Here is a 19,815-nt window from a genome sequence, read left to right on the forward strand (position 1 = left end):
TTACTCCCCGTATACAAAGTTAGTTTCTGCTTCTTTTAATGAAGGTGCTTTTTCATCTTTTTCAGATAACACTGGTTGAATTTCCATTGGCCACTCAACACCAATTTCAGCGTCGTTCCAAACAATGCCTCGATCACATTCCGGAGCATATAATTCATCAACTTTATACTGAACCTCAACATCGTCTGTTAATGTCATAAATCCATGTGCAAATCCTTTCGGAACTAATAGCTGTTTTTTATTTTCTGCACTTAGCTCAATACCGAACCATTGACCATATGTAGGACTTCCCTTACGAATGTCGACCGCTACATCAAAGATTGATCCACGTGTACAACGTACAAGCTTAGTTTGTGCTTTAGGATTTAACTGGTAGTGTAAACCACGAAGTGTTCCTTTTGTTGCAGAAAAGGATTGATTGTCTTGTACAAATTGCAGATCAATTCCAGCTTCTTTCATTGCCTTATCGCTATAAGTTTCCATAAACCAACCACGATGATCTCCAAATACTTTTGGCTCAATTACTTTTACACCTAATAGATTTGTATCTAAAACTTTCATTACATTCACTCCAAATTAGTATTTAATGCTACCGTTTGCTACTTTTAATAAATATTGACCATAGCCATTTTTAGAGCACTGATCACCTGATTCAATTAAAGTTTCTTTATTAATCCAACCATTAATAAAGCCAATTTCTTCAAGTGCTGCGATTTTAATTCCTTGATGGTCTTCAACTGTTTTGACAAAGTTTGTTGCATCCACAAGACTTTGATGTGTACCTGTATCTAACCATGTGTAACCACGGCCTAATAATTCAACTTCTAACTCACCATTATTTAAATATGCTTCATTTATAGATGTAATTTCTAATTCTCCACGTGCCGATGGTTTAACATTTTTCGCAATTTCAACTACGCGATTATCATAGAAATATAAACCAGTAATTGCGTAATTTGATTTTGGCTCTTTCGGTTTTTCTTCTACACTCAATACTTTCCCATTCTCATCGAATTCAACTACACCAAAACGCTCTGGATCATGTACATGATACCCAAACACTGTAGCTCCACTTTCTTTCTGAGCTGCACGCTGTAACATTTTGCGCATTCCGCTACCATAATAAATGTTGTCCCCTAGCACCATCGCTACAGAATCATCACCAATAAATTCTTCACCAATAATAAATGCTTGTGCTAATCCATCTGGACTTGGTTGTACTTTATATTGAAGAGAAATACCAAATTGAGATCCATCTCCTAACAAAGCTTCAAAACGTGGTGTATCCTCTGGTGTTGAAATAATTAAAATTTCACGAATTCCCGCTAACATCAGTGTAGATAGTGGGTAATAAATCATTGGTTTATCGTATATAGGTAACAATTGTTTACTTGTTACCATTGTTAATGGATATAATCTCGTTCCACTTCCACCTGCTAAAATAATACCTTTCATTGTTATGCCTCCATATATTCAATTAAATTAGAATCTATTATTAAATTACTCCAAGTGTGCCTTCAGTGTTCTATATAAATCTCTTCACTGTTTAATCCACATTTAGAGTATGCTGAATTACGCGTTCACAATTTTTATCATCAAAAAAGGTAAAAAATTTCTCACGTTGAAAGTTAATAATTTCATCATCATATTCCAACCTATCATTCAATAGCTGCTTTATATTTTGAATTAAATCATCAACTGAAAATACTACCTCACCAAAGAGTTCTTTTTTAAAATCCATATATGCACCTCGTTCATTTAAATATTTTTCTTGATCAAATTGGAAAAAGATAATATTTTTGCGCATATAAAGAAAATCCCAGCTCACGCTTGAATAATCAGTAATTAATAACGAAGAAGTTACAATTTTATCGGAAATATCTTCATTCTCTCCTAAAATTACAATATTCGAATTAATGTTATCTTCTCGAAGTAAGGGTATTTTTTTTTGCATAAACGGATGAAGTAAAACTTCCAACCTAAAACCAGCCTCAATTAATATCTGATTCAATTTTACATCATTAATTACCCTTTGAATTTGACTAACAAACTCTGATTGCATAAATTCTTCTTCTTCCATTTCATATAACCACTCACGCCAAGTTGGTAAGTATAAAATACTTTTTTGAGGAATTATATTTTTTGAACGATATAACCTGTCGTACCTAGGTACCCCAGTGACAATTAGTTTGTTCTCAGCTATACCCCATTCAGTCTGCTTGATTTCCTTTTCATTTTCAGAGCTACATATATAAAAATCTACATCTTCTATTCTTTCAGGGTAAATGTTCCTTTTTAATCCCTCTACTCCATGGCTAAGATGTACCCTAATAGGTTTATTTCTTTCAGGCAAGATTTTATCAATTACTGGCGCAATATCTGTACTTAATGAATGGCTAAAATAACAAACATCACAATTTAAATACGCAAGGTAATTCTTTATCCCACCTATTTTTATTACAGTTCCTTCTATATTCACTACTTCTGGATTTACCTCTTTATTTATCATCCAATAAATTTTAAACTCTGGGTATTTCCTTAGTAAATATTTATGAATTTCAGCTGAATTATCTCCGTATTTTTCTCCACAATGCCCACCTATTAAAATAATCTTTTGCTTTTTTAATTTTAATAACTTTATAAATCCATTTATTAAAAATGCTAAAATTATATATGGAATATATTTTAATTTTAAATATTTGTTTTTAAAAATACTCTCGTTCATTTTTTTACCTCATTAAAAGTCATTTACGTATTTAATTTTTTGTCTTCATTTTTCATAATTACATACGCTAAAATAGCCAGAATAAAGTAAACATAAATAACAGTACTAATCCAACTCGCAAAAGGATATGTTACTAGAAAGATTAATAATCCTTTTAAAAATCTAGAATTATACGCTTTTGCCCTTAGGCCATTTAACCCTTTAAATAATATATACATATATATTATCTGCATTAGCACATAACTAACTAGGCCAATATTAGCATATGTATATAAGAAGTCATTATCTATATATAATTGACGTGAAGGTACTACACCTGATCCAAATAGTATATGAGAAACATCAAATTTAACCTTATTAAAAACTTGCTGATACCCTATTAATCGGCTAAATAATGTTTCTATATTAAACTCAGGTATTACCTGAGCAATAAATCCAAAAAGCTCTTCTGCAAATGATACATATAAAAAATTCCCTATAATCAAAAGAACATACATTATTTTTACAAATAAGATTTTTTTTGAAGAAATCTTATTTAAGAATAATAACAACAACAATAAAAACAGACCTGTCACATAAATGTTTCTTGTAATCGTCATGTATGCACAAATTAATGCAACTAACATTATAAAAATAGCTCTCATTTTTTCTCTTCCATTTGAGGAAGATAGATTATAAAAATAACAACTAAATAAAGCTAGAGAAAACATTCCCAATGTTAATCCACTATCTGTTAAACCAAAAGCCCTTACTTGTGCCCCCATTGAGTATAAAATATCACTTGCAGAACTCATACCATTTAAATAATAGATTGTATTCAATACCGGCTCTCCGTTAAAAGTAGTGAACACAAACGGTTTATTAAAAGTATATTGCATAATACCAAGTATACATTGAATAAAGAAAAATATAGAAAAAGCCCTTTTTACATATTTTTCTTCCATAAAGTTAATATTCATACCCAGTATAATTACAAATAAAGTAACCCAATAATAAGAGAAGAAAACTTCTGTCATCTTCTCAAAACCTTCGGATAGATTTACAAAAGATAGTATAAAACTAGATATTAAAAATACGAATAGAATATAAAAAGCTTTTACTTTTGAGAATGTAATTTGCAAGCTTTTTTTTGAAACTAATATCCCGATAATTATCGTAATTAAATATAACAATAAAACTATACGCTCTTTCGATAAAACTCCAAATTTCCTTTCCCCGGCAAATAAAAACATCTGAGTAATAGTTGTATTACCTGCAATAATTAAAAGTAAAGTAACATATAAATATGTGAAATTTTTTTCAAGTTTTTTCATACTTTTTCGGGAAACAAAGTATTACCAACTCTTCTCTTTCCCCAATACTCCTTTTCTACCTTTATTAATAGCTTTCCATAAGATTATATACCTTTTTAGACCATTAACATTTTTAGGCATATATTTTATCAGCACGAAACACATATATATAAATATATTTATGTAATAAGCCACTATCGAATCTGCTATATAATTTTTTTCAAAGTATACTCTATTACGAATTGAATATAATCCTCTAGTTAACTCATTTGTTCTAAAGATTCCTTGAAACATTGGTACTTTCTCTTTTCTATACCATGAGCTTTCTAAATCAACAATCACACTATCGGTAACACAATATATTGCATAACCCTGATTAGTCATTCTATAAGTAAAATCAATGTCATCACAATATAAGTAATACTCTTTCGTAGGTAAGTCTACTTGCTCCATAATAGTTTTATTCAAAAATAAGCCACCATAAGGAACTGCTTCACATGCTAGTAAATTTGGATAACCTGTATCCTTTTTACTGTATCTTTTTGATTTTTTAAATATTTTTTTCAATATATTGAATTCAAAAAAAGAATTGCGTGTAAAACTTTGTCCTCCTGAATTTAATAATTCTAATCTATCATTACGAAAAGAGCTTAATATAATCTTTTCATCATCTAACTCTACTTGCATTTTTTTTAGTTTTTCTAGTGCATCATCATTTGGCAGATTATCATCATCTAAAAGCCAAATAAAATTTCCTTCTTCTTGAAGCGCCTTATTAATTCCGGCATTAAATCCTGTTGCAGACCCTTCATTATTTTGAAAATGAACTGTTTTAATTTTATTAAATCCCTTCAATTTCACATTCAAATCATAAGGAACCCCATTATCAACTAAAATGATACTATTAATTTCATCAAATCTTTCTAACTTGGCTAAAATCGGTTTTAAAAATCCCCATCTTTCACCATAGGTTACTATCACTACATTCACAGATGAATTTGAGATTAACTCCATTTCTTACTATCTCCTTTATTTTTTCAGTGCTCGTACTAATATCTTCAGCTTTAAATACCAGCCTTTACAAAAGTAAATTAATCTCCCATTTCTTAAAGTCCTAACTGTATGTCTTCGACCAGAATGTATACTAGCTTTAATAAGATTAATTTTATTATCTTGTTCAACCTCTGTAATGTAATTACTTTGACTAATCAAAAAGTTTTTATATCGATCGTATTTAACTGCTCTAAAAGACTCGAATGATAGATCATGTTTAATCTCAACATCCAAACAATAGCAAGAATATTGATTTTTCCATAATTGATGATAAGTATGATGATCTAAATAATCTATAGGAAACTTCTCACTAAATCCACCTATCTTATTTAAAGCATTTACGTTAAAAATTGAGCAACTATTAATAGCAGTATATCGCCCATTCAAAAGACCATTTGGCTCTGCTGCTGGTAAATCAAAACTATCGCCCCAAAATGTTCTATTGACTTTTAAAGGAGAAATCATATGTGATTTCCCAAATATTCTTGGTACATACGCACCAATTGCAGGGTTATCATAAATATTTTCACAAAAAGCATCTAAAAATTCCAATGTAATATCGGTATCCTGATCTGTCACCAAAAACCAATTATTCTTTTTTGAAGATTCCTCGTTAATTTTTTTCAATATAGAATTATAAGCATGAGCTAAACCAACATTTTCATTTTCTGTAACATACTGCATCACTTTCTCATTTTGACTATTTACTAATCTCTTATTCCATTCTCTTACTTCTTTGTTTGTTGAGTTATCAAAGATAAATATATTTTCGAACAAATTCTCTCGAATGGACGTTATTTTTTTCAGTTCATTATATGTTGGTGCATCTGTAATTTTTCTATTGTAAATAACAATAATTGCAAACAAGTTAAATTCACTCAAATTATTTTTCTCCTTCTTTAGAGCTTATGTGTGTTTTTAGAAATTTCAACTCTTTTCCTACAACTACAAGTTCACATAAAAGTATTGCTGCGGCTGTTCCTGGCGCCTCGTATAACCAGGATAATAAAACTCCCAATGATAAATTTACTATTGCTCCGTAGGTTACAGCGATTCTAACAGATGCTTTATCATTTAATGGAATTAAAGTTTGTATCCCTAATAAATGGCCTAGACTAATTAAAAATGGAATAAAACTCATAATTCGAAGTGTTAATATTTGATTATCGGTCACTTTCCCTCCCGTAATTAGAGCCAAAATAAACGGAGCTAATACAAGTAAGATTATTCCACCAATAAAGGTACAAACCGGCCACCATCCAAAATATTTTAAAGACACTTTAAACTGTTCTATTTTATTTTTTTTCTTAGCTATTTCCTTACACACAATTGGATATACCGCTTGTGAAATTGCATTTGTGACACTGTTAACTAAACCAACTACTTTCTCACAAGTTGCATATATCCCAGCTGCATAACTACCACCAAAGAATGCCACCACTATCGTATTCATGGTCGTATATAATACCCCAATGATATTAGAAAGAAATATATCTTTCCCCTCTTCTATTTCTGAAAGTATTCTCTTAATACTAACCCTCTGAATTTTAACCCCTAATTTAATCACCACTATTTGAGCAATTACACATATAATAATGGTTGGCACAGCATATACAATCCCTAGTAAGTAATAATCACTCTCACTTTTAATTAATAACAACATCAATACTAACGTAAATAGTTTTGACATTACTGTTAATATCGATATATACATGAGTTTATTTAAACCCCTAAACAACCAGTTGGGTATTAATGACTGGAAGAAGAAAAAGCCGAAGAATCCAAAGTGAAGTATGATTGTCTTAGTATCCGCAGAAAATACATATATAATTATACTAACTGCTATAAAAACAATTATCCCCATTAAGCATTTAACAATATAAATTGCGCTTGCTAAATCATTATCCACTTTTTCTTTTATTGCTATTTTCTGTGTTGCTGTAAATGCAAATCCATAGTCAGAAATAATCAATAATATTTGTGCCACTGCTATCTCAACAGAAAGTATACCGTAATTTGATATTCCAATTGTCCTTAGTAAATAAGGGACCGTTATTAACGGAAATAGATAATTAACCAATTGAATTACGCCCATTTGAGCAATGTTTTTTACTGCCATACTATTTAACTTCATAATTAGACCTCTTAAATAACATTCAAAACACACTTATCTTTGAACTAATTTTTTTAATATTAATAAGCCCCTTTTGATGTGAAAAGAATAGTTACTGTTTTTAATATAATTTGAATGTCTGTCCCGATACTTTGTTTATTTATATACTCTAAATCCAATTCAACCATTTCTTTAAAATCAAGATCATTTCTCCCACTTACTTGCCACAACCCGGTGCATCCAGGTAGTACAAGCAGTCTTTGCTTATCATGATCTGTATATTGTTTTACTTCACGTGGCAATGGTGGCCTCGGTCCAACGAGGCTCATTTCACCTTTTAGTACATTAATTAACTGAGGAAGTTCATCAATGCTAGTTTTACGAATAAAGTGACCGAAATGTGTTACCCTAGGATCTTTTTTCATTTTAAACATAGCACCTGAAACTTCATTATGTTCCAATAAATCTTTCAATTTATCCTCAGCATCTGTAACCATTGAGCGGAACTTATATATATTGAACTCTTTTCCATCTTTCCCGATACGAACTTGTTTAAAAAACACCGGTCCTTTAGGATCCTCATATTTAATGATTAAGGCTACAATTAAGAAGAGAGGGAATAACAACAACAATCCACATAACGATCCCATAAAATCTATGCAACGTTTAACCACTAAATATCCTTTACGAGCATTTACCGTTTCCACATCTATTTTTCTACTATTTAGCTTCGTTTCATCCCCATCAGATAATTTTAACAAGGTCAAAATTCTTGCACCCCACTTTACAAATATACATTTTCTTTTTTCACAAGTTCATTCATATATTTCATTAATTCACCCTTTAATTCATCATGTTGAAGTGCCATCTCAATTGTCGTTTTAATAAACCCAAACTTCTCTCCAACATCATAACGAATACCTTCGAAGTCATACGCAAATACTCGTTGAATTTCGTTTAAGTGTTGAATTGCATCTGTCAATTGAATTTCTCCACCTGCTCCTGTTTCTTGATTTTCGAGGAACGTAAAAATTTCAGGTGTTAATATGTAACGACCCATAATCGCTAAATTTGATGGTGCTGTACCTTCTGCTGGCTTTTCAACAAACTGGCGCACTTGATAACGACGGTCATTTTGTTCAATTGGATCGATAATACCGTAACGATGTGTTTCGTGTTCTGGCACTGTTTGTACACCGATAACTGACGATTGTGTTTCTTCGTATTGATCCATTAATTGACGTAAACATGGTGTTTCTGCTTGTACAATATCATCACCAAGTAATACCGCGAATGGTTCATTTCCAATAAACTTACGCGCACACCATACTGCGTGTCCAAGTCCTTTTGGCTCTTTTTGTCTTATGTAATGAATATTAATCTTTGACGAAGCTTGTACCTTTTCAAGTATTTCATGCTTTCCTTTTTCTAAAAGGTTTTGTTCTAATTCAAAGGAATGATCAAAATGATCTTCAATCGCACGTTTTCCTTTTCCAGTAACAATAATAATATCTTCAATTCCTGATTCTATCGCTTCTTCTACTATGTATTGAATTGTCGGTTTATCGACGATTGGTAACATTTCTTTCGGCATCGCTTTCGTTGCTGGTAAAAATCTTGTCCCAAGACCAGCTGCTGGAATAATTGCTTTTCTTACTTTTTTCAATTATACTCCCCCTACATCCTTTTATTTATATGTAACAATAACAAAAACCCTACCTATGGAGTCATTGCTATAACTCCATAGGTAGAGTTTCTATTAGAAATAAATGATGGGCATCTAACCCAACCTCACGTCATACTCCCGACGACAAGCGTCTAAGGTAGGTTCGAAATAAAAAAATTTCTACCCACAGCACGACCGAGTGCCTCCGTTGATAACGGTTAGGAGACATCACCAGTTCTTTATTTAAAAAATACCGAACAATTTTTTACGACGAATTTGTTCCGGATCTTCTTTATAAATTGCTTTCCCGCTAATTATTAAATACGGATTTTCTTTTAAGTCGCTCATAACGTTCATTCCGAATTCTTTCTCAACTAATTCATAGCTTTCTGCTAAATGGAATCCTCTTGACGTTGTGTTATGTGCATCTGATGCGATCATATGAGTTAAATTATGTTCCACAAGCTGTAATGAAAACTTTTTAATTTTTTTACCAAACTTACCTAGTAAACTGCCTGCCGTTACTTGTGTTAATGCACCTTTATTTACAAGGTTATATAACTTATCTGGCCTCTCGATTAACTCGGCATTACGTTCGGGATGAACGATAATTGGAATCATTCCTTTTACACGTAGTTCATAAAATAGTTGTTCTGCATAACGAGGTACATGATTAGATGGAAATTCAATGAATATGTATTTGTTTGTTTCATTTAAAGTAACGATTTTACCAGCTTCGTAGTCTTCTAATATGTCACCATATAACCTGACCTCTTGCCCTGGTAAAATGGTAAGTGGAATATTATGTTGTTGCAGTTCATCATTTAGTTGTTTTACTTGATGCAGAATTGAGGTACGTTCATTTATATATTTTCCATTTTGATGGTGTGGTGTTGCGACAATTGTATGAATACCTTCCTTTATTGCCTTTTGTGCCATCGCTAAACTATCTGTTACTGTTTGTGCACCGTCATCGATACCAGGTAAAATGTGACAATGTAAATCTATCATTTGTTTCATCCTCCCTTTCACATATAAATCTTTTTTCCCTTGAATATGAGACATCTCATATTCAAGGGAAAAAAGGAGATATGTTCTTCTCATATCTCACTCTTTCAATTAATTTGCACCGTAGTAATAATATAAGCTTTGTTCACGTTCACGATCATTCAGAACAACGCCTAACAGTTTACCTTTTGCCGATTCTAATAAACCTTTTGCTTTTACTGCTGCTTCTTTTTCTGTCGATTCACTACGAACGACAAGAATAGAAGCATCACATACATTCGCCATAATTTGGGCATCTGTAACAGCTAAAATTGGCGGCAAATCAAAAATAACCAAATCATACAGGCTATATGCTTGTGCAAGAAGCTCTTGCATTGATTTTGATCCTAATAATTCCGCTGGATTTGGCGGAATCGGACCACAAGCTAAAAAGTGTAAATTATCAACTGATGTCGTTTGTACACATTTTTCTAAACGTTCACTATGTGTTAATACGTTCGTTAATCCGAAAATATTATCCACCTGGAACATTTGATGCATTGCCGGTTTACGCATATCTGCATCAATTAATAATACTTTCTTTCCTTGCTGGGCAAACACGACTGACATATTCGCTGTCGTTGTCGTTTTACCTTCACTTGGGTTCGCAGACGTTACCATTAATGAATGTAAATTCGTATCAACAGCTGCAAATTCAATATTCGTTCGAATATTACGATATTGTTCTGAGATTGGTGATTTCGGTTGTTGATGAGCAATTAATTGACGACGTTGACGATGATTCTTTTTCTTTTTAAATAAATTAAGAGCCAATTGTTTGTCCCCTCACTTTTCTTGATGATGGAGCGTGTGATTTCACGTTCATTGTTTCTTCATCCATACGAGCTACAATACCTAACACTGGTAAGCCAAGTAAATTTTCTACATCTTCTTCTTTTTTCACCGTGTTATCTAAGTATTCTAGTAAGAATGCAAGACCAACTGCAGCCATTAAGCCCATAACGAAAGCAATTACTACATTTAACATTGGTCGTGGTTTAATTGGAGATTGATTTTCTGCGACTTCTGCTTTAGATAGTACTGTTACGTTATCAACGTTCATAATTTTTGCAACTTCACCTTTAAATACTTCTGCAGTTGTGTTAGCAATATCACGAGCTAATTTCGGATCTTTATCTTGCGCAGTTACCGCTACAACTTGTGAATCTTTTTCATTAGCCACTTCGATTTTTTTGTTTAATTCTTGTGTTGTTATGTTCAAATCTAATTTTTCTTTCACTTGATCCAAAATAACAGGACTTTTAATTATAACTTTGTATGTATTTGTTAACTGAATGTTTGTTTGTACCTCATTGTATTGAATTGCTGCCCCTTCTTGCTTCTTCTGATTAACAAGAATTTGCGTAGAAGACTGATAGATTGGTGTCATGAAGAAGAAGCTAATGATAGCACTTACAATAGCGGCACCAAAGGCGATTACGAGGATCATTGCTAAACGTTTTTTTAAAATATGAAATAACTCTTTCAAACTAATTGTTTCTTCCATAAGTTCCTCCAACTTTCTAAAATTTGCACATAAGAAAAATTATAACATATAATCTTACATTTTTTATTTTGAATAATTTAGTTCTACATTTTATCGACATCAAGCAAATATAATCTTACAAAATAATCTTAAATATGACAACACATTCCAACGAATTTCCAAAATTTCTATTGTATCATGTTTTTTGTATAATGCAATAAAAAATTTTACAAAAATTCAAAAAAAGCCGATAAAAACATTTATCAGCTTTCTCATTTACTATTCTATACATTATTTTCTAATAATATCCATATTGTTCTTTTTCTTCTCTTTTATCGTTTAAGACGACACCAAGTAATTTACCGGACGCTTTGTCTAATATTTGCTTCGCTTTTACAATTTTATCTTTTTCTGTTTTTTCACTGCGTACGACAAGTACGATTCCATCGCATTTGCTCGCTAATATTTGTGCATCGGTAACCGCAAGAACCGGTGGTGTGTCGATTAGAATAATATCAAACATGTTATATGCTTCTAGTAATGTCTCGTCCATTATCCGGCTACCTAATAGTTCAGCTGGGTTTGGCGGGATTGGACCTGCCGCCATTAAGTATACATTCTCTATATCTGTTTTTTGAATACATTGCATCAGTTTCGCTTGTCCTGATAATAGGTTCGTTAATCCATTTGAATTGTGAATGGCAAATAAGTTTTGAATCGTTGGCTTACGCAAGTCAGCTCCGATTAATAAGACTTTCTTTCCTTGTTGTCCGAAAACAACTGCTAAGTTTGCGATTGTCGTTGTTTTTCCGTCGCCTGGATCTGCCGAGGTAACAATAATAGAACGAACATGACTATCTACAGATGTAAATTCAATGTTTGTACGAATGTTACGATATTGTTCTGCAACACGTGATTTAGGCTCTTTATGCGTAATTAATTGTCGTAATGGTTTTCTTTTCTTTCTCCCGAACATATTAATAGTCTCCTTTTGTGAAATGCGACATTTCTCCTTTTTCTCTCTCTATGCTCGATTTCATACGTCTAATTAATATTTTGTATCACTGATTTCCCTACATCTCATCTTAATCAATATCATTCTACTTTGTCTTATATGAACACCTTTACAATATGACAATGAATTTACTTCTTTTCTGCCTTTATCATTTATCCTAATTTTCGAATAAACAACAAAGTAATTATATGGCAATTATCTTCCATACTCAAGTAATTTTCTGACTAGTTCGCATTTTAATAATTACACCGATGTATAGTAGAAATAAAAAATCTCCTTGCATTTTCACAAGGAGATTTTTTATTTCTGTTATTCCTTTTTATCACCAATCGCAAATGTAATTTCAGCTTCACATGCGACTTCACCATCTACTGTTGCGATTGCTTTTCCTTTTCCGATTGGACCACGTACACGTGTCATTTCTACTTCTAGACGAAGTTGATCACCTGGACGTACTTGTTTTTTGAAACGACAATTGTCGATACCTGCGAAGAAAGCAAGTCTTCCGCGGTTTTCTTCTTTCTTTAATACCGCAACTGCGCCGACTTGTGCTAATGCTTCTACAATAAGTACACCGGGCATAACTGCATAGTCAGGAAAGTGCCCGTTAAAGAATTCTTCGTTTGCGGATACATTTTTAATTCCAACCGCTCTTTTTCCTTCATCTACTTCTAATATTTTATCAACAAGTAAAAATGGATAGCGGTGAGGAATGATTTCTTTAATTTGTTCTATATTTAGCATATAACAATCGCCCCTTTTGTAATATTGGTCTTACCACTTAGATATATTGTTTATTATCCCATTTTGTTTATTGTTTGTCATTATAAAGTGAAACTTTAATCGGTGGGGAGCTTTTTCCATCCCCACTGATTATTAGCCTTCACCAATCGGGCTTTTACGGGCAGTTGATCTCCCACCTAACTCCCTTGCATTCGCTAAATTTTGAGGTGGGAGTCTTACTGCCCGTTAATGCGGGGTAAAGTGAAACTTTAATATCTTTTTAGCCTTATATATAAAAAAATGCACACACCCTATTCCATTAAAATAGCTGCCTATTCCAGCAACTGACACGGAGGTAGAAAAGAGTGTATGCCCAAATTAGGGAAAGGCAATATGTATTGAAACATGATTTGCCTTAATGTCGTATTCGACTCATTATATTATAAACGTTTTCAAATAAGGAAATATTAAATTTAACCATATATATGAATATTTTACCTATTTCCTTCGTTTTTCTTTATTTTTCTTCTATTTTCTCAATAAATTAAAATAAAATAAAAAAATGAAAGAATAAAAAAACAAAAAAAGAACTTCGGTTAACACCTTAGTTCTTCTCATTTTCCCTACTATTTGCGAGCTAATAATAAGTGGGGGATGCCCCCACTTATTAAAGTTTCACTTTATCGTAAAGCACGCTTTGGTAATTTATCGATATTCTCTAGCATAATACCTGTACCAACCGCAACACATTGCATTGGGTTTTCAGCAATTAATACTGGTACTTTTAGTTCTTCTGCTAGAAGCATGTCGATACCGTGTAGTAAAGCTCCTCCGCCTGTTAGAATAACACCGCGGTCGATAATGTCCGCAGATAGTTCTGGTGGTGTGCGCTCTAGTACGCCTTTTGCAGCTTGTACAATGATAGCCGCGTCTTCTTTTAGTGCTTCTGTAATTTCTTCAGAGCATACTGTAATTGTACGTGGTAAGCCCGTTACCATGTCACGTCCGCGAATTTCAAGCTCTTCGCTACGTGCACCTGGGAATACTGTACCAACTTTAATTTTAATATTTTCTGAAGTACGTTCTCCAATTAATAGCTTATACTTACGTTTAACGTAGTTTAAGATCTCCATATCAAACTTATCGCCAGCCATTTTGATAGAGGAAGAGGTAACAATATCACCCATAGATAGTACAGCGATATCTGTTGTACCTCCACCAATATCAACAACCATGTTACCGCTTGGTTGGAAGATTTCCATACCAGCACCAACTGCGGCTACTTTTGGTTCTTCTTCTAAAAATACTGTTTTACCACCTGAACGTTCAGCAGCCTCACGAATTGCTTTTTGTTCTACTGATGTGATATTTGTTGGACAGCAAATTAAAATGCGAGGTTTTGAAAAGAAGCTCTTCACGTCCAATTTGTTAATGAAATACTTTAACATTGCTTCTGTAATTTCGAAATCTGCGATTACACCATCTTTAAGCGGACGAATTGCTACAATATTACCAGGTGTACGTCCCACCATACTTCTTGCTTCTTCACCTACTGCTAATACTTTCCCACTATTACGATCAATTGCCACAACAGATGGCTCATTTAATACAATACCTTTGCCTTTAACATGAATTAATACATTAGCCGTACCTAGGTCAATTCCGATATCTCGCGCAAACATTCCCGTCATTTCCTCCTCGATATTCAAAATCAGGTTACACCCGAATTCTTTTACACCTAATTTCTGATTTTATCATAAATTTAACAGAAACGTAATATTCGCAAAAAGAATTCTTCTGAAAAATATTACCGAATTGAAACGGAATGTTTGCGATCGCATATTTATTGACGGACCGGCTTTTCTACATCTTCTTTTCTATACTTTTGCTTTGTTGCTTCTCCGCCTCTTAAATGACGAATAGACTTATGATAATCAAGAATTTCTTTCACTTCATTTGCGAGCTCTGGATTAATTTCTGGTAGACGTTCCGTTAAATCTTTATGGACTGTACTCTTTGATACCCCAAATTCCTTTGCAATGACACGCACTGTCTTTCTTGTCTCCACGATATACTTACCAATCTTGATAGTTCTCTCTTTGATGTAATCGTGCACACCACTCGCCTCCCTAAATTGGATGTGAGAAGTGTGAAATGAGCCTCGCTGCATACGACTAAGAAGTAAGTGTGAGTGCTGTTTGTAAGCGTTAAACATTCTTGGATTTATAATGAAATGATTCACGATTTCTCACCTCAAACACTCTCTTTGCTTTGGTTTATACCATTGTATTGCCCGCACTACTGATATATGCTACATGTTCACTATTTTTGCGGACTAAGTTAAGAAAAATTACGTTTTTTTGTGAGAAATACGTTAACAATGACTATTTTGGCGAAAAAAATGACACCTTGTATATAAGGTGTCATTCTTCTCGTTCCAACTCTTCTTCTAACAATTGATGGTGGGGAACCTCTTTCTTACCGGCAATATAATAATATAAAGTGAATAAAACAAACAATAAAATAATAGCAGTCGACAGAACAAATAAAAATGACACAGTATCCCCTCCTTTTTGTAATATATATTCGAGAATCTCGTCATATTTCCTTGTTATTGCAACTTTTTTCTCGAAATTGAGTATTTTTATATAAAGTGAAACTTTAATCAGTGGGGGACACCCCACTGATTATTAGTTGAACCAATCGGGCCTTTACGGGCAGTTGCCCCTAACCTAACTTCTTAGCTTTCACTGAATTTTGAAATAGGGGTCTTACTACCCGTTAATGCGGGGTAAAAGTAAAAAAATCAGCTCTCCTAGTGAGAACTGATTTTTTCACTTTCTTATTCTTGTAAAGAAGAACTGTTAGATGATTCTGTAGAACCATTTGTTGATTTTTCTTCTTTCTTCGGCTCTTCTTTTTTGTCACTAGTCGAACCGCTTGTCGATTTCTCTTCTTTTTGAGACTTGTCTTCTGTTTTACTTTCTGGTTTCGTGCTCGTCGACTTCTCTTCTTTTTGAGATTTGTCTTCAGCTTTTTTACCAGAAGCGTTCGTTGCCTTTGCAGCACCTGCATCAGCTTTAATTTCTGATACTGACTTATTTAAGTAGCGCTCAGGGTTCACAGCCACGTTGTCTTTACGTACTTCAAAGTGAACGTGAGAACCTGCTTCTTTATTCATTGAACTTAGACCGGATTTTCCTAATACTTCACCTTGTGCAACTCGTGCACCTTTTTCTACTTTCACACTGCCTAAGCTTTGATAAGAAGCTGCTACACCATTTCCGCTATCAACTGTTACAACATAACCAAGAAGTGAATCTTTTTCAGCTTTCGTTACTGTACCGCTTAAAGCAGCAGCTACATTGAATTCTTTTCCATTCTTCGCAGCAATGTCGATTCCTTTATTTGGGGAATATGTGTTGTTATAAAAGACAAGTGCTTTTTCTTGTTCCGCCTCAGTTGCTGCATCTTCATAGAATTTCTTCTGTACGACTACTTCCACACTCGCGGCTGCTGGCATTTTCACTACTTCTGAAGATTTCGTTACTGGTACTGCTGGATCTTCCGATTGTGTATAAGGTGTCGCTTGATCTTGGTTCGGAGTCTTCTTCGGATTAGCTCCTTGGAACCATAGCGCAACCATTAAAATTACCGCTGCACAAGCAATGTACAGTGCTGGAAACACCCATCTTTTTTGAAATAAATGTACTACCTTTTGCGACTTTTTATTATTTCTTCCTCGCATTCCATCATCACCTCAGCAATCATTTTGAACAATATTCACGTATCCTATACAACGTATAACTAATTACTTTTCGACAAAATCTGTAAAAATATGTATAGGAATTGTAAAATTTCCGAGGAAATGATAGAAAAAAGAAAAAACTGAGCACTTTCGGCTCAGTTTTTAGTCCAATTGTTTCTTTTTATATACGATTAAACATGCAATAAGTGAAATAACGAGCCACACTCCAACATTTAGCATATGCCCACTAATACTACTAAACCCAGCACCCTCCACTAAGATTTTAATCGCTTTTTCAAGATGAGATGTTGGAAGATAACTAATCATCGTCTTAATTACTTTATTTTCAACCATTGGCTCAAATTGTACAGCTAAATACATCGTCATTAATATTGGCATTCCAATTAGTGATGTTTGCGGGACAGACTCAGCTAATAATCCAATCACTGTTCCAATTAAAATGAATAGAATTGTTCCACATAAGAAAATAAATGCTAGCAATAAGAGATTGCCACTTAATTGATCTAAGATGAATAAGTTTACAATGGAAATACCCAACGTTAAACATGCTGTTAATATACTTTTCCCAAGAAGAACTTCAACAGAAGAAGCTGGTGATAGCATTAACACACGTAACGTATGTTTTTCTTTCTCTTCTGCAATTACCATTGATTGAACAAACCCTGCTACAAATAGAAAGGACATTAAAGTAATAATGCCGACTCCTGCCTGTCCTTCTCCAAATCGGCTAAATATAAATGCAAATATAATTGGTAAAGATGCCATTAACAAAACTTGTGAATTTGTCTTAAAATCCTGTACTTCTTTTCTAAAAATAGCTGATACACGTCTCATTGAAAATGTCATTATAGTCCCCTCCCAGTAACTTCAATAAAGATATCGCCTAGCGTTGGTTCGTGTGAATGAATGGATAGTAATTCACCTTTTTTCATCCATTCTGAAATACGTTTTGCACCTAATTCGTCTTTTTGCACGACTTCTTTTTGCTTATCTTTTAATACGACTTGTATTTGATCTTTCGCGTATTGTAAGCGAAGGTTTTCTGGTGTATCAAGCGCTACAATTTCTCCGCCGCATAGAAAGGCGATGCGGTTACACAGTGTTTCTGCTTCGTCCATATTATGAGTCGTTAAGAAAATCGTCGTTCCTTCTTTATTTAAGTCTTTTAAGATTTTATGAATGTTTTGTACGTTAACTGGATCGAGTGCAGATGTTGGTTCGTCTAAGAAGAGGATATCTGGTTTATGAAGGATTGCTCTAGCTAGTGTAACGCGCTGCCTCATTCCTTTTGATAGTTTCTTTACTGGTGTTTTTTTATCATCTAATAGATTCACTTGCGCTAGCACTTCATCAATTCGTTCTTTTTTACAATCGTATAAGTCACAAAATAATAGTAAGTTATCATAAATGCTAAGTCTTTCATATAAACCGCTGTTGTCTGTTAAAATACCAATTCGTTTATAATCGATGCTGCTTGGGCCTGTAATATCTTTTCCTAATACCCTTACCGTTCCAACACTATGGAGTAATTGAGAAGTTAAAATCTTTACTGTTGTCGTTTTTCCAGATCCACTTGGTCCGAGGAATCCGAAAATTTCTCCTTGCTTCACCTCAATATTTACATTTCGAAGTGCCGTCTTTTCATTGAAGCTTTTCATTACATCTTTCATTTCAATTGCCAATGTCATTTCGCCATCCCCTTTGTTTTTCTTTTTATAGATGAAAGTCGCTTTAGCGCTTTTCGTTTGTTTGTTTCGCTTTTCTTGACTCAATCATATGAAAAACAAAGAGGTTACGCAGTAAAATACCCGTAAAAGGAGTATTTTTACCGGTGAATGAATCGTATTTTGAGCTTATTGGAGCAATTTTTATAGCCCAATCACACCTTTTAATTCATCCATTCGTCCTTTTGAAAGCGGGATTGAACTTTTTCTTTCGTCATCCAAAATTAAACTAAAGCTATTACGAGTCCACGTAATGACTTCTCGTACTCTTTGTAAATTCACAAGGTACGAGCGATGACATCTAAAGAACCCGAATCCCGTTAATCTCGCTTCTAGTTCACTTAATGTTAATGCACATACGAAATCACCTTCACGCACATGAATATGTGTCACTCCGTTTTGCGTTTCAATGAAATGAATTTCCATCGGATCAAGTAAAATGATTTTATCGTTTACTTTCGCTGGAATTCTTTCAAGTTTCATTTGTGGAATCATTTGAACGACCTTCTCTTCATCCACCTCTTCAACTTCTTCTTGTTCGATTTCTATTTTTTTTACACCATCATTGTTTAATATGTATACATCTTCTGTTAATGAAAGGGCGTCCGATAGAAAGGATGACGTAATAAAAATCGCTTTTCCTTGCTCTTTCATTTTCATAATTGATTTTCGAATAATAATCGTGCTCTCTGTATCTACATTTTGCTCCGGCTCTTCCAAAATAACTAAGTCTGGATTATGAATCATAACACGCCCAATATGAAGGCGACGTTTCTCTGAAAATGATAACTTTTCTATTTTAACGTTTAATTTATCTAAGAGGCCGACATATTGTACTACTTCTTCCGTGCTCATATTTGATTCATAAAGTCCTATTAAAAACTTGAAGTATTCCTTTACCTTCAAACGGTCGTATGCTTCATCTTTTAAAAAACAAAAGCCAATGCGAGAATAATTTTTCTTTCCAATCGCTTCTCCCTCAAATAGCACGTTGCCAGTTGAAGCTTCTTCCTCACCAATAATAATGCGGTGCAACACTTTAGCTGTATGGTTATTACATTGCAAAACAACACATTGCCCCTTCTCAACCTTCAGTTCAACTACCGGTAGCTGGTTCGTCTTTCCTAATTGTTTCAACTCCAATAACGCCATTCTGTCTCCCCCAAATGTTTTTATCCTATTATACCAAACAATTAATGGAA

General features: G+C 33.5%; 21 protein-coding genes. All 21 read right to left on the minus strand.

All coding sequences use genetic code 11. From position 1 onward, the window contains the following. On the minus strand, nt 1-561 hold the full coding sequence (gene rfbC / locus J0835_RS25900; protein ID WP_030029423.1) for a dTDP-4-dehydrorhamnose 3,5-epimerase: 561 nt from the start codon (nt 559-561) through the stop codon (nt 1-3). Between the two features lie 15 nt (nt 562-576). After that, nucleotides 577-1,455, minus strand: coding sequence for a glucose-1-phosphate thymidylyltransferase RfbA (gene rfbA / locus J0835_RS25905; RefSeq protein WP_087983260.1), 879 nt, complete (start codon nt 1,453-1,455; stop codon nt 577-579). 91 nt (nt 1,456-1,546) lie between these two features. Continuing rightward, nucleotides 1,547-2,725 (minus strand): CDP-glycerol glycerophosphotransferase family protein, encoded by a 1,179-nt coding sequence (locus J0835_RS25910; RefSeq protein ID WP_087983262.1) that lies wholly within the window; start codon nt 2,723-2,725, stop codon nt 1,547-1,549. 23 nt (nt 2,726-2,748) lie between these two features. Next, nucleotides 2,749-4,038 (minus strand): hypothetical protein, encoded by a 1,290-nt coding sequence (locus J0835_RS25915; protein ID WP_087983264.1) that lies wholly within the window; start codon nt 4,036-4,038, stop codon nt 2,749-2,751. A gap of 21 nt (nt 4,039-4,059) precedes the next feature. Then, nucleotides 4,060-5,031: a glycosyltransferase gene (locus tag J0835_RS25920; protein WP_087983266.1), complete on the minus strand. Its 972-nt coding sequence runs from the start codon at nt 5,029-5,031 to the stop codon at nt 4,060-4,062. 15 nt (nt 5,032-5,046) lie between these two features. Next, nucleotides 5,047-5,952, minus strand: coding sequence for a glycosyltransferase (locus J0835_RS25925; protein WP_087983268.1), 906 nt, complete (start codon nt 5,950-5,952; stop codon nt 5,047-5,049). Between the two features lies 1 nt (nt 5,953). Beyond that, entirely contained in the window at nt 5,954-7,204 is a 1,251-nt protein-coding gene (locus J0835_RS25930) for an oligosaccharide flippase family protein (protein ID WP_087983269.1), read from the minus strand. 59 nt (nt 7,205-7,263) lie between these two features. Continuing rightward, on the minus strand, nt 7,264-7,950 hold the full coding sequence (locus tag J0835_RS25935) for a sugar transferase (RefSeq protein WP_087983271.1): 687 nt from the start codon (nt 7,948-7,950) through the stop codon (nt 7,264-7,266). Between the two features lie 17 nt (nt 7,951-7,967). After that, on the minus strand, nt 7,968-8,849 hold the full coding sequence (galU, locus tag J0835_RS25940) for a UTP--glucose-1-phosphate uridylyltransferase GalU (RefSeq protein ID WP_087983273.1): 882 nt from the start codon (nt 8,847-8,849) through the stop codon (nt 7,968-7,970). Nucleotides 8,850-9,092: 243 nt separating this feature from the next. After that, nucleotides 9,093-9,860 carry a tyrosine-protein phosphatase gene (locus J0835_RS25945; protein ID WP_087983300.1) on the minus strand — a complete coding sequence of 256 codons (768 nt, stop codon included), beginning with the start codon at nt 9,858-9,860 and terminating at the stop codon, nt 9,093-9,095. 108 nt (nt 9,861-9,968) lie between these two features. Continuing rightward, a complete protein-coding gene (locus tag J0835_RS25950; RefSeq protein WP_087983275.1) occupies nt 9,969-10,670 on the minus strand; it encodes a CpsD/CapB family tyrosine-protein kinase in 702 nt (233 codons plus the stop codon). Then, a complete protein-coding gene (locus J0835_RS25955; protein WP_087983277.1) occupies nt 10,660-11,403 on the minus strand; it encodes a YveK family protein in 744 nt (247 codons plus the stop codon). The genes J0835_RS25950 and J0835_RS25955 overlap by 11 nt, the downstream gene beginning before the upstream one ends. Before the next feature lie 277 nt (nt 11,404-11,680). Continuing rightward, on the minus strand, nt 11,681-12,358 hold the full coding sequence (locus J0835_RS25960; protein WP_333728180.1) for a CpsD/CapB family tyrosine-protein kinase: 678 nt from the start codon (nt 12,356-12,358) through the stop codon (nt 11,681-11,683). Between the two features lie 348 nt (nt 12,359-12,706). Then, nucleotides 12,707-13,141 (minus strand): 3-hydroxyacyl-ACP dehydratase FabZ, encoded by a 435-nt coding sequence (gene fabZ / locus J0835_RS25965; RefSeq protein WP_000931959.1) that lies wholly within the window; start codon nt 13,139-13,141, stop codon nt 12,707-12,709. Nucleotides 13,142-13,800: 659 nt separating this feature from the next. Further along, complete coding sequence (locus J0835_RS25970) at nt 13,801-14,802, minus strand: rod shape-determining protein (protein WP_076541461.1); 1,002 nt, start codon at nt 14,800-14,802, stop codon at nt 13,801-13,803. Between the two features lie 161 nt (nt 14,803-14,963). Next, nucleotides 14,964-15,236 (minus strand): sporulation transcriptional regulator SpoIIID, encoded by a 273-nt coding sequence (spoIIID, locus tag J0835_RS25975; RefSeq protein WP_000544012.1) that lies wholly within the window; start codon nt 15,234-15,236, stop codon nt 14,964-14,966. A gap of 307 nt (nt 15,237-15,543) precedes the next feature. Then, entirely contained in the window at nt 15,544-15,678 is a 135-nt protein-coding gene (locus J0835_RS25980; protein WP_000008903.1) for a hypothetical protein, read from the minus strand. A 284-nt stretch (nt 15,679-15,962) separates the two neighbouring features. Further along, nucleotides 15,963-16,868 carry a M23 family metallopeptidase gene (locus J0835_RS25985; RefSeq protein ID WP_087983280.1) on the minus strand — a complete coding sequence of 302 codons (906 nt, stop codon included), beginning with the start codon at nt 16,866-16,868 and terminating at the stop codon, nt 15,963-15,965. A 162-nt stretch (nt 16,869-17,030) separates the two neighbouring features. Beyond that, nucleotides 17,031-17,735 (minus strand): ABC transporter permease, encoded by a 705-nt coding sequence (locus tag J0835_RS25990; protein WP_000144454.1) that lies wholly within the window; start codon nt 17,733-17,735, stop codon nt 17,031-17,033. After that, nucleotides 17,735-18,577 carry an ABC transporter ATP-binding protein gene (locus tag J0835_RS25995; RefSeq protein WP_087983282.1) on the minus strand — a complete coding sequence of 281 codons (843 nt, stop codon included), beginning with the start codon at nt 18,575-18,577 and terminating at the stop codon, nt 17,735-17,737. The genes J0835_RS25990 and J0835_RS25995 overlap by 1 nt, the downstream gene beginning before the upstream one ends. Before the next feature lie 180 nt (nt 18,578-18,757). Beyond that, nucleotides 18,758-19,765, minus strand: a complete 1,008-nt coding sequence (locus J0835_RS26000; protein WP_087983284.1) for a LytTR family transcriptional regulator DNA-binding domain-containing protein — start codon at nt 19,763-19,765, stop codon at nt 18,758-18,760. Nucleotides 19,766-19,815: the final 50 nt, after the last annotated feature.

Source organism: Bacillus cereus group sp. Sample62, assembly GCF_036851315.1.
Lineage (GTDB): Bacteria > Bacillota > Bacilli > Bacillales > Bacillaceae_G > Bacillus_A > Bacillus_A wiedmannii.

Bases quoted from the DNA above. Each gene is read 5' to 3' on its own strand.
- rfbC (WP_030029423.1), bottom strand. From the start codon at position 561: ATGAAAGTTTTAGATACAAATCTATTAGGTGTAAAAGTAATTGAGCCA.
- rfbA (WP_087983260.1), bottom strand. From the start codon at position 1,455: ATGAAAGGTATTATTTTAGCAGGTGGAAGTGGAACGAGATTATATCCA.
- J0835_RS25910 (WP_087983262.1), bottom strand. From the start codon at position 2,725: ATGAACGAGAGTATTTTTAAAAACAAATATTTAAAATTAAAATATATT.
- J0835_RS25915 (WP_087983264.1), bottom strand. From the start codon at position 4,038: ATGAAAAAACTTGAAAAAAATTTCACATATTTATATGTTACTTTACTT.
- J0835_RS25920 (WP_087983266.1), bottom strand. From the start codon at position 5,031: ATGGAGTTAATCTCAAATTCATCTGTGAATGTAGTGATAGTAACCTAT.
- J0835_RS25930 (WP_087983269.1), bottom strand. From the start codon at position 7,204: ATGAAGTTAAATAGTATGGCAGTAAAAAACATTGCTCAAATGGGCGTA.
- J0835_RS25945 (WP_087983300.1), bottom strand. From the start codon at position 9,860: ATGATAGATTTACATTGTCACATTTTACCTGGTATCGATGACGGTGCA.
- J0835_RS25955 (WP_087983277.1), bottom strand. From the start codon at position 11,403: ATGGAAGAAACAATTAGTTTGAAAGAGTTATTTCATATTTTAAAAAAA.
- J0835_RS25960 (WP_333728180.1), bottom strand. From the start codon at position 12,358: ATGTTCGGGAGAAAGAAAAGAAAACCATTACGACAATTAATTACGCAT.
- fabZ (WP_000931959.1), bottom strand. From the start codon at position 13,141: ATGCTAAATATAGAACAAATTAAAGAAATCATTCCTCACCGCTATCCA.
- J0835_RS25970 (WP_076541461.1), bottom strand. From the start codon at position 14,802: ATGTTTGCGCGAGATATCGGAATTGACCTAGGTACGGCTAATGTATTA.
- J0835_RS25985 (WP_087983280.1), bottom strand. From the start codon at position 16,868: ATGCGAGGAAGAAATAATAAAAAGTCGCAAAAGGTAGTACATTTATTT.
- J0835_RS25990 (WP_000144454.1), bottom strand. From the start codon at position 17,735: ATGACATTTTCAATGAGACGTGTATCAGCTATTTTTAGAAAAGAAGTA.
- J0835_RS25995 (WP_087983282.1), bottom strand. From the start codon at position 18,577: ATGACATTGGCAATTGAAATGAAAGATGTAATGAAAAGCTTCAATGAA.
- J0835_RS26000 (WP_087983284.1), bottom strand. From the start codon at position 19,765: ATGGCGTTATTGGAGTTGAAACAATTAGGAAAGACGAACCAGCTACCG.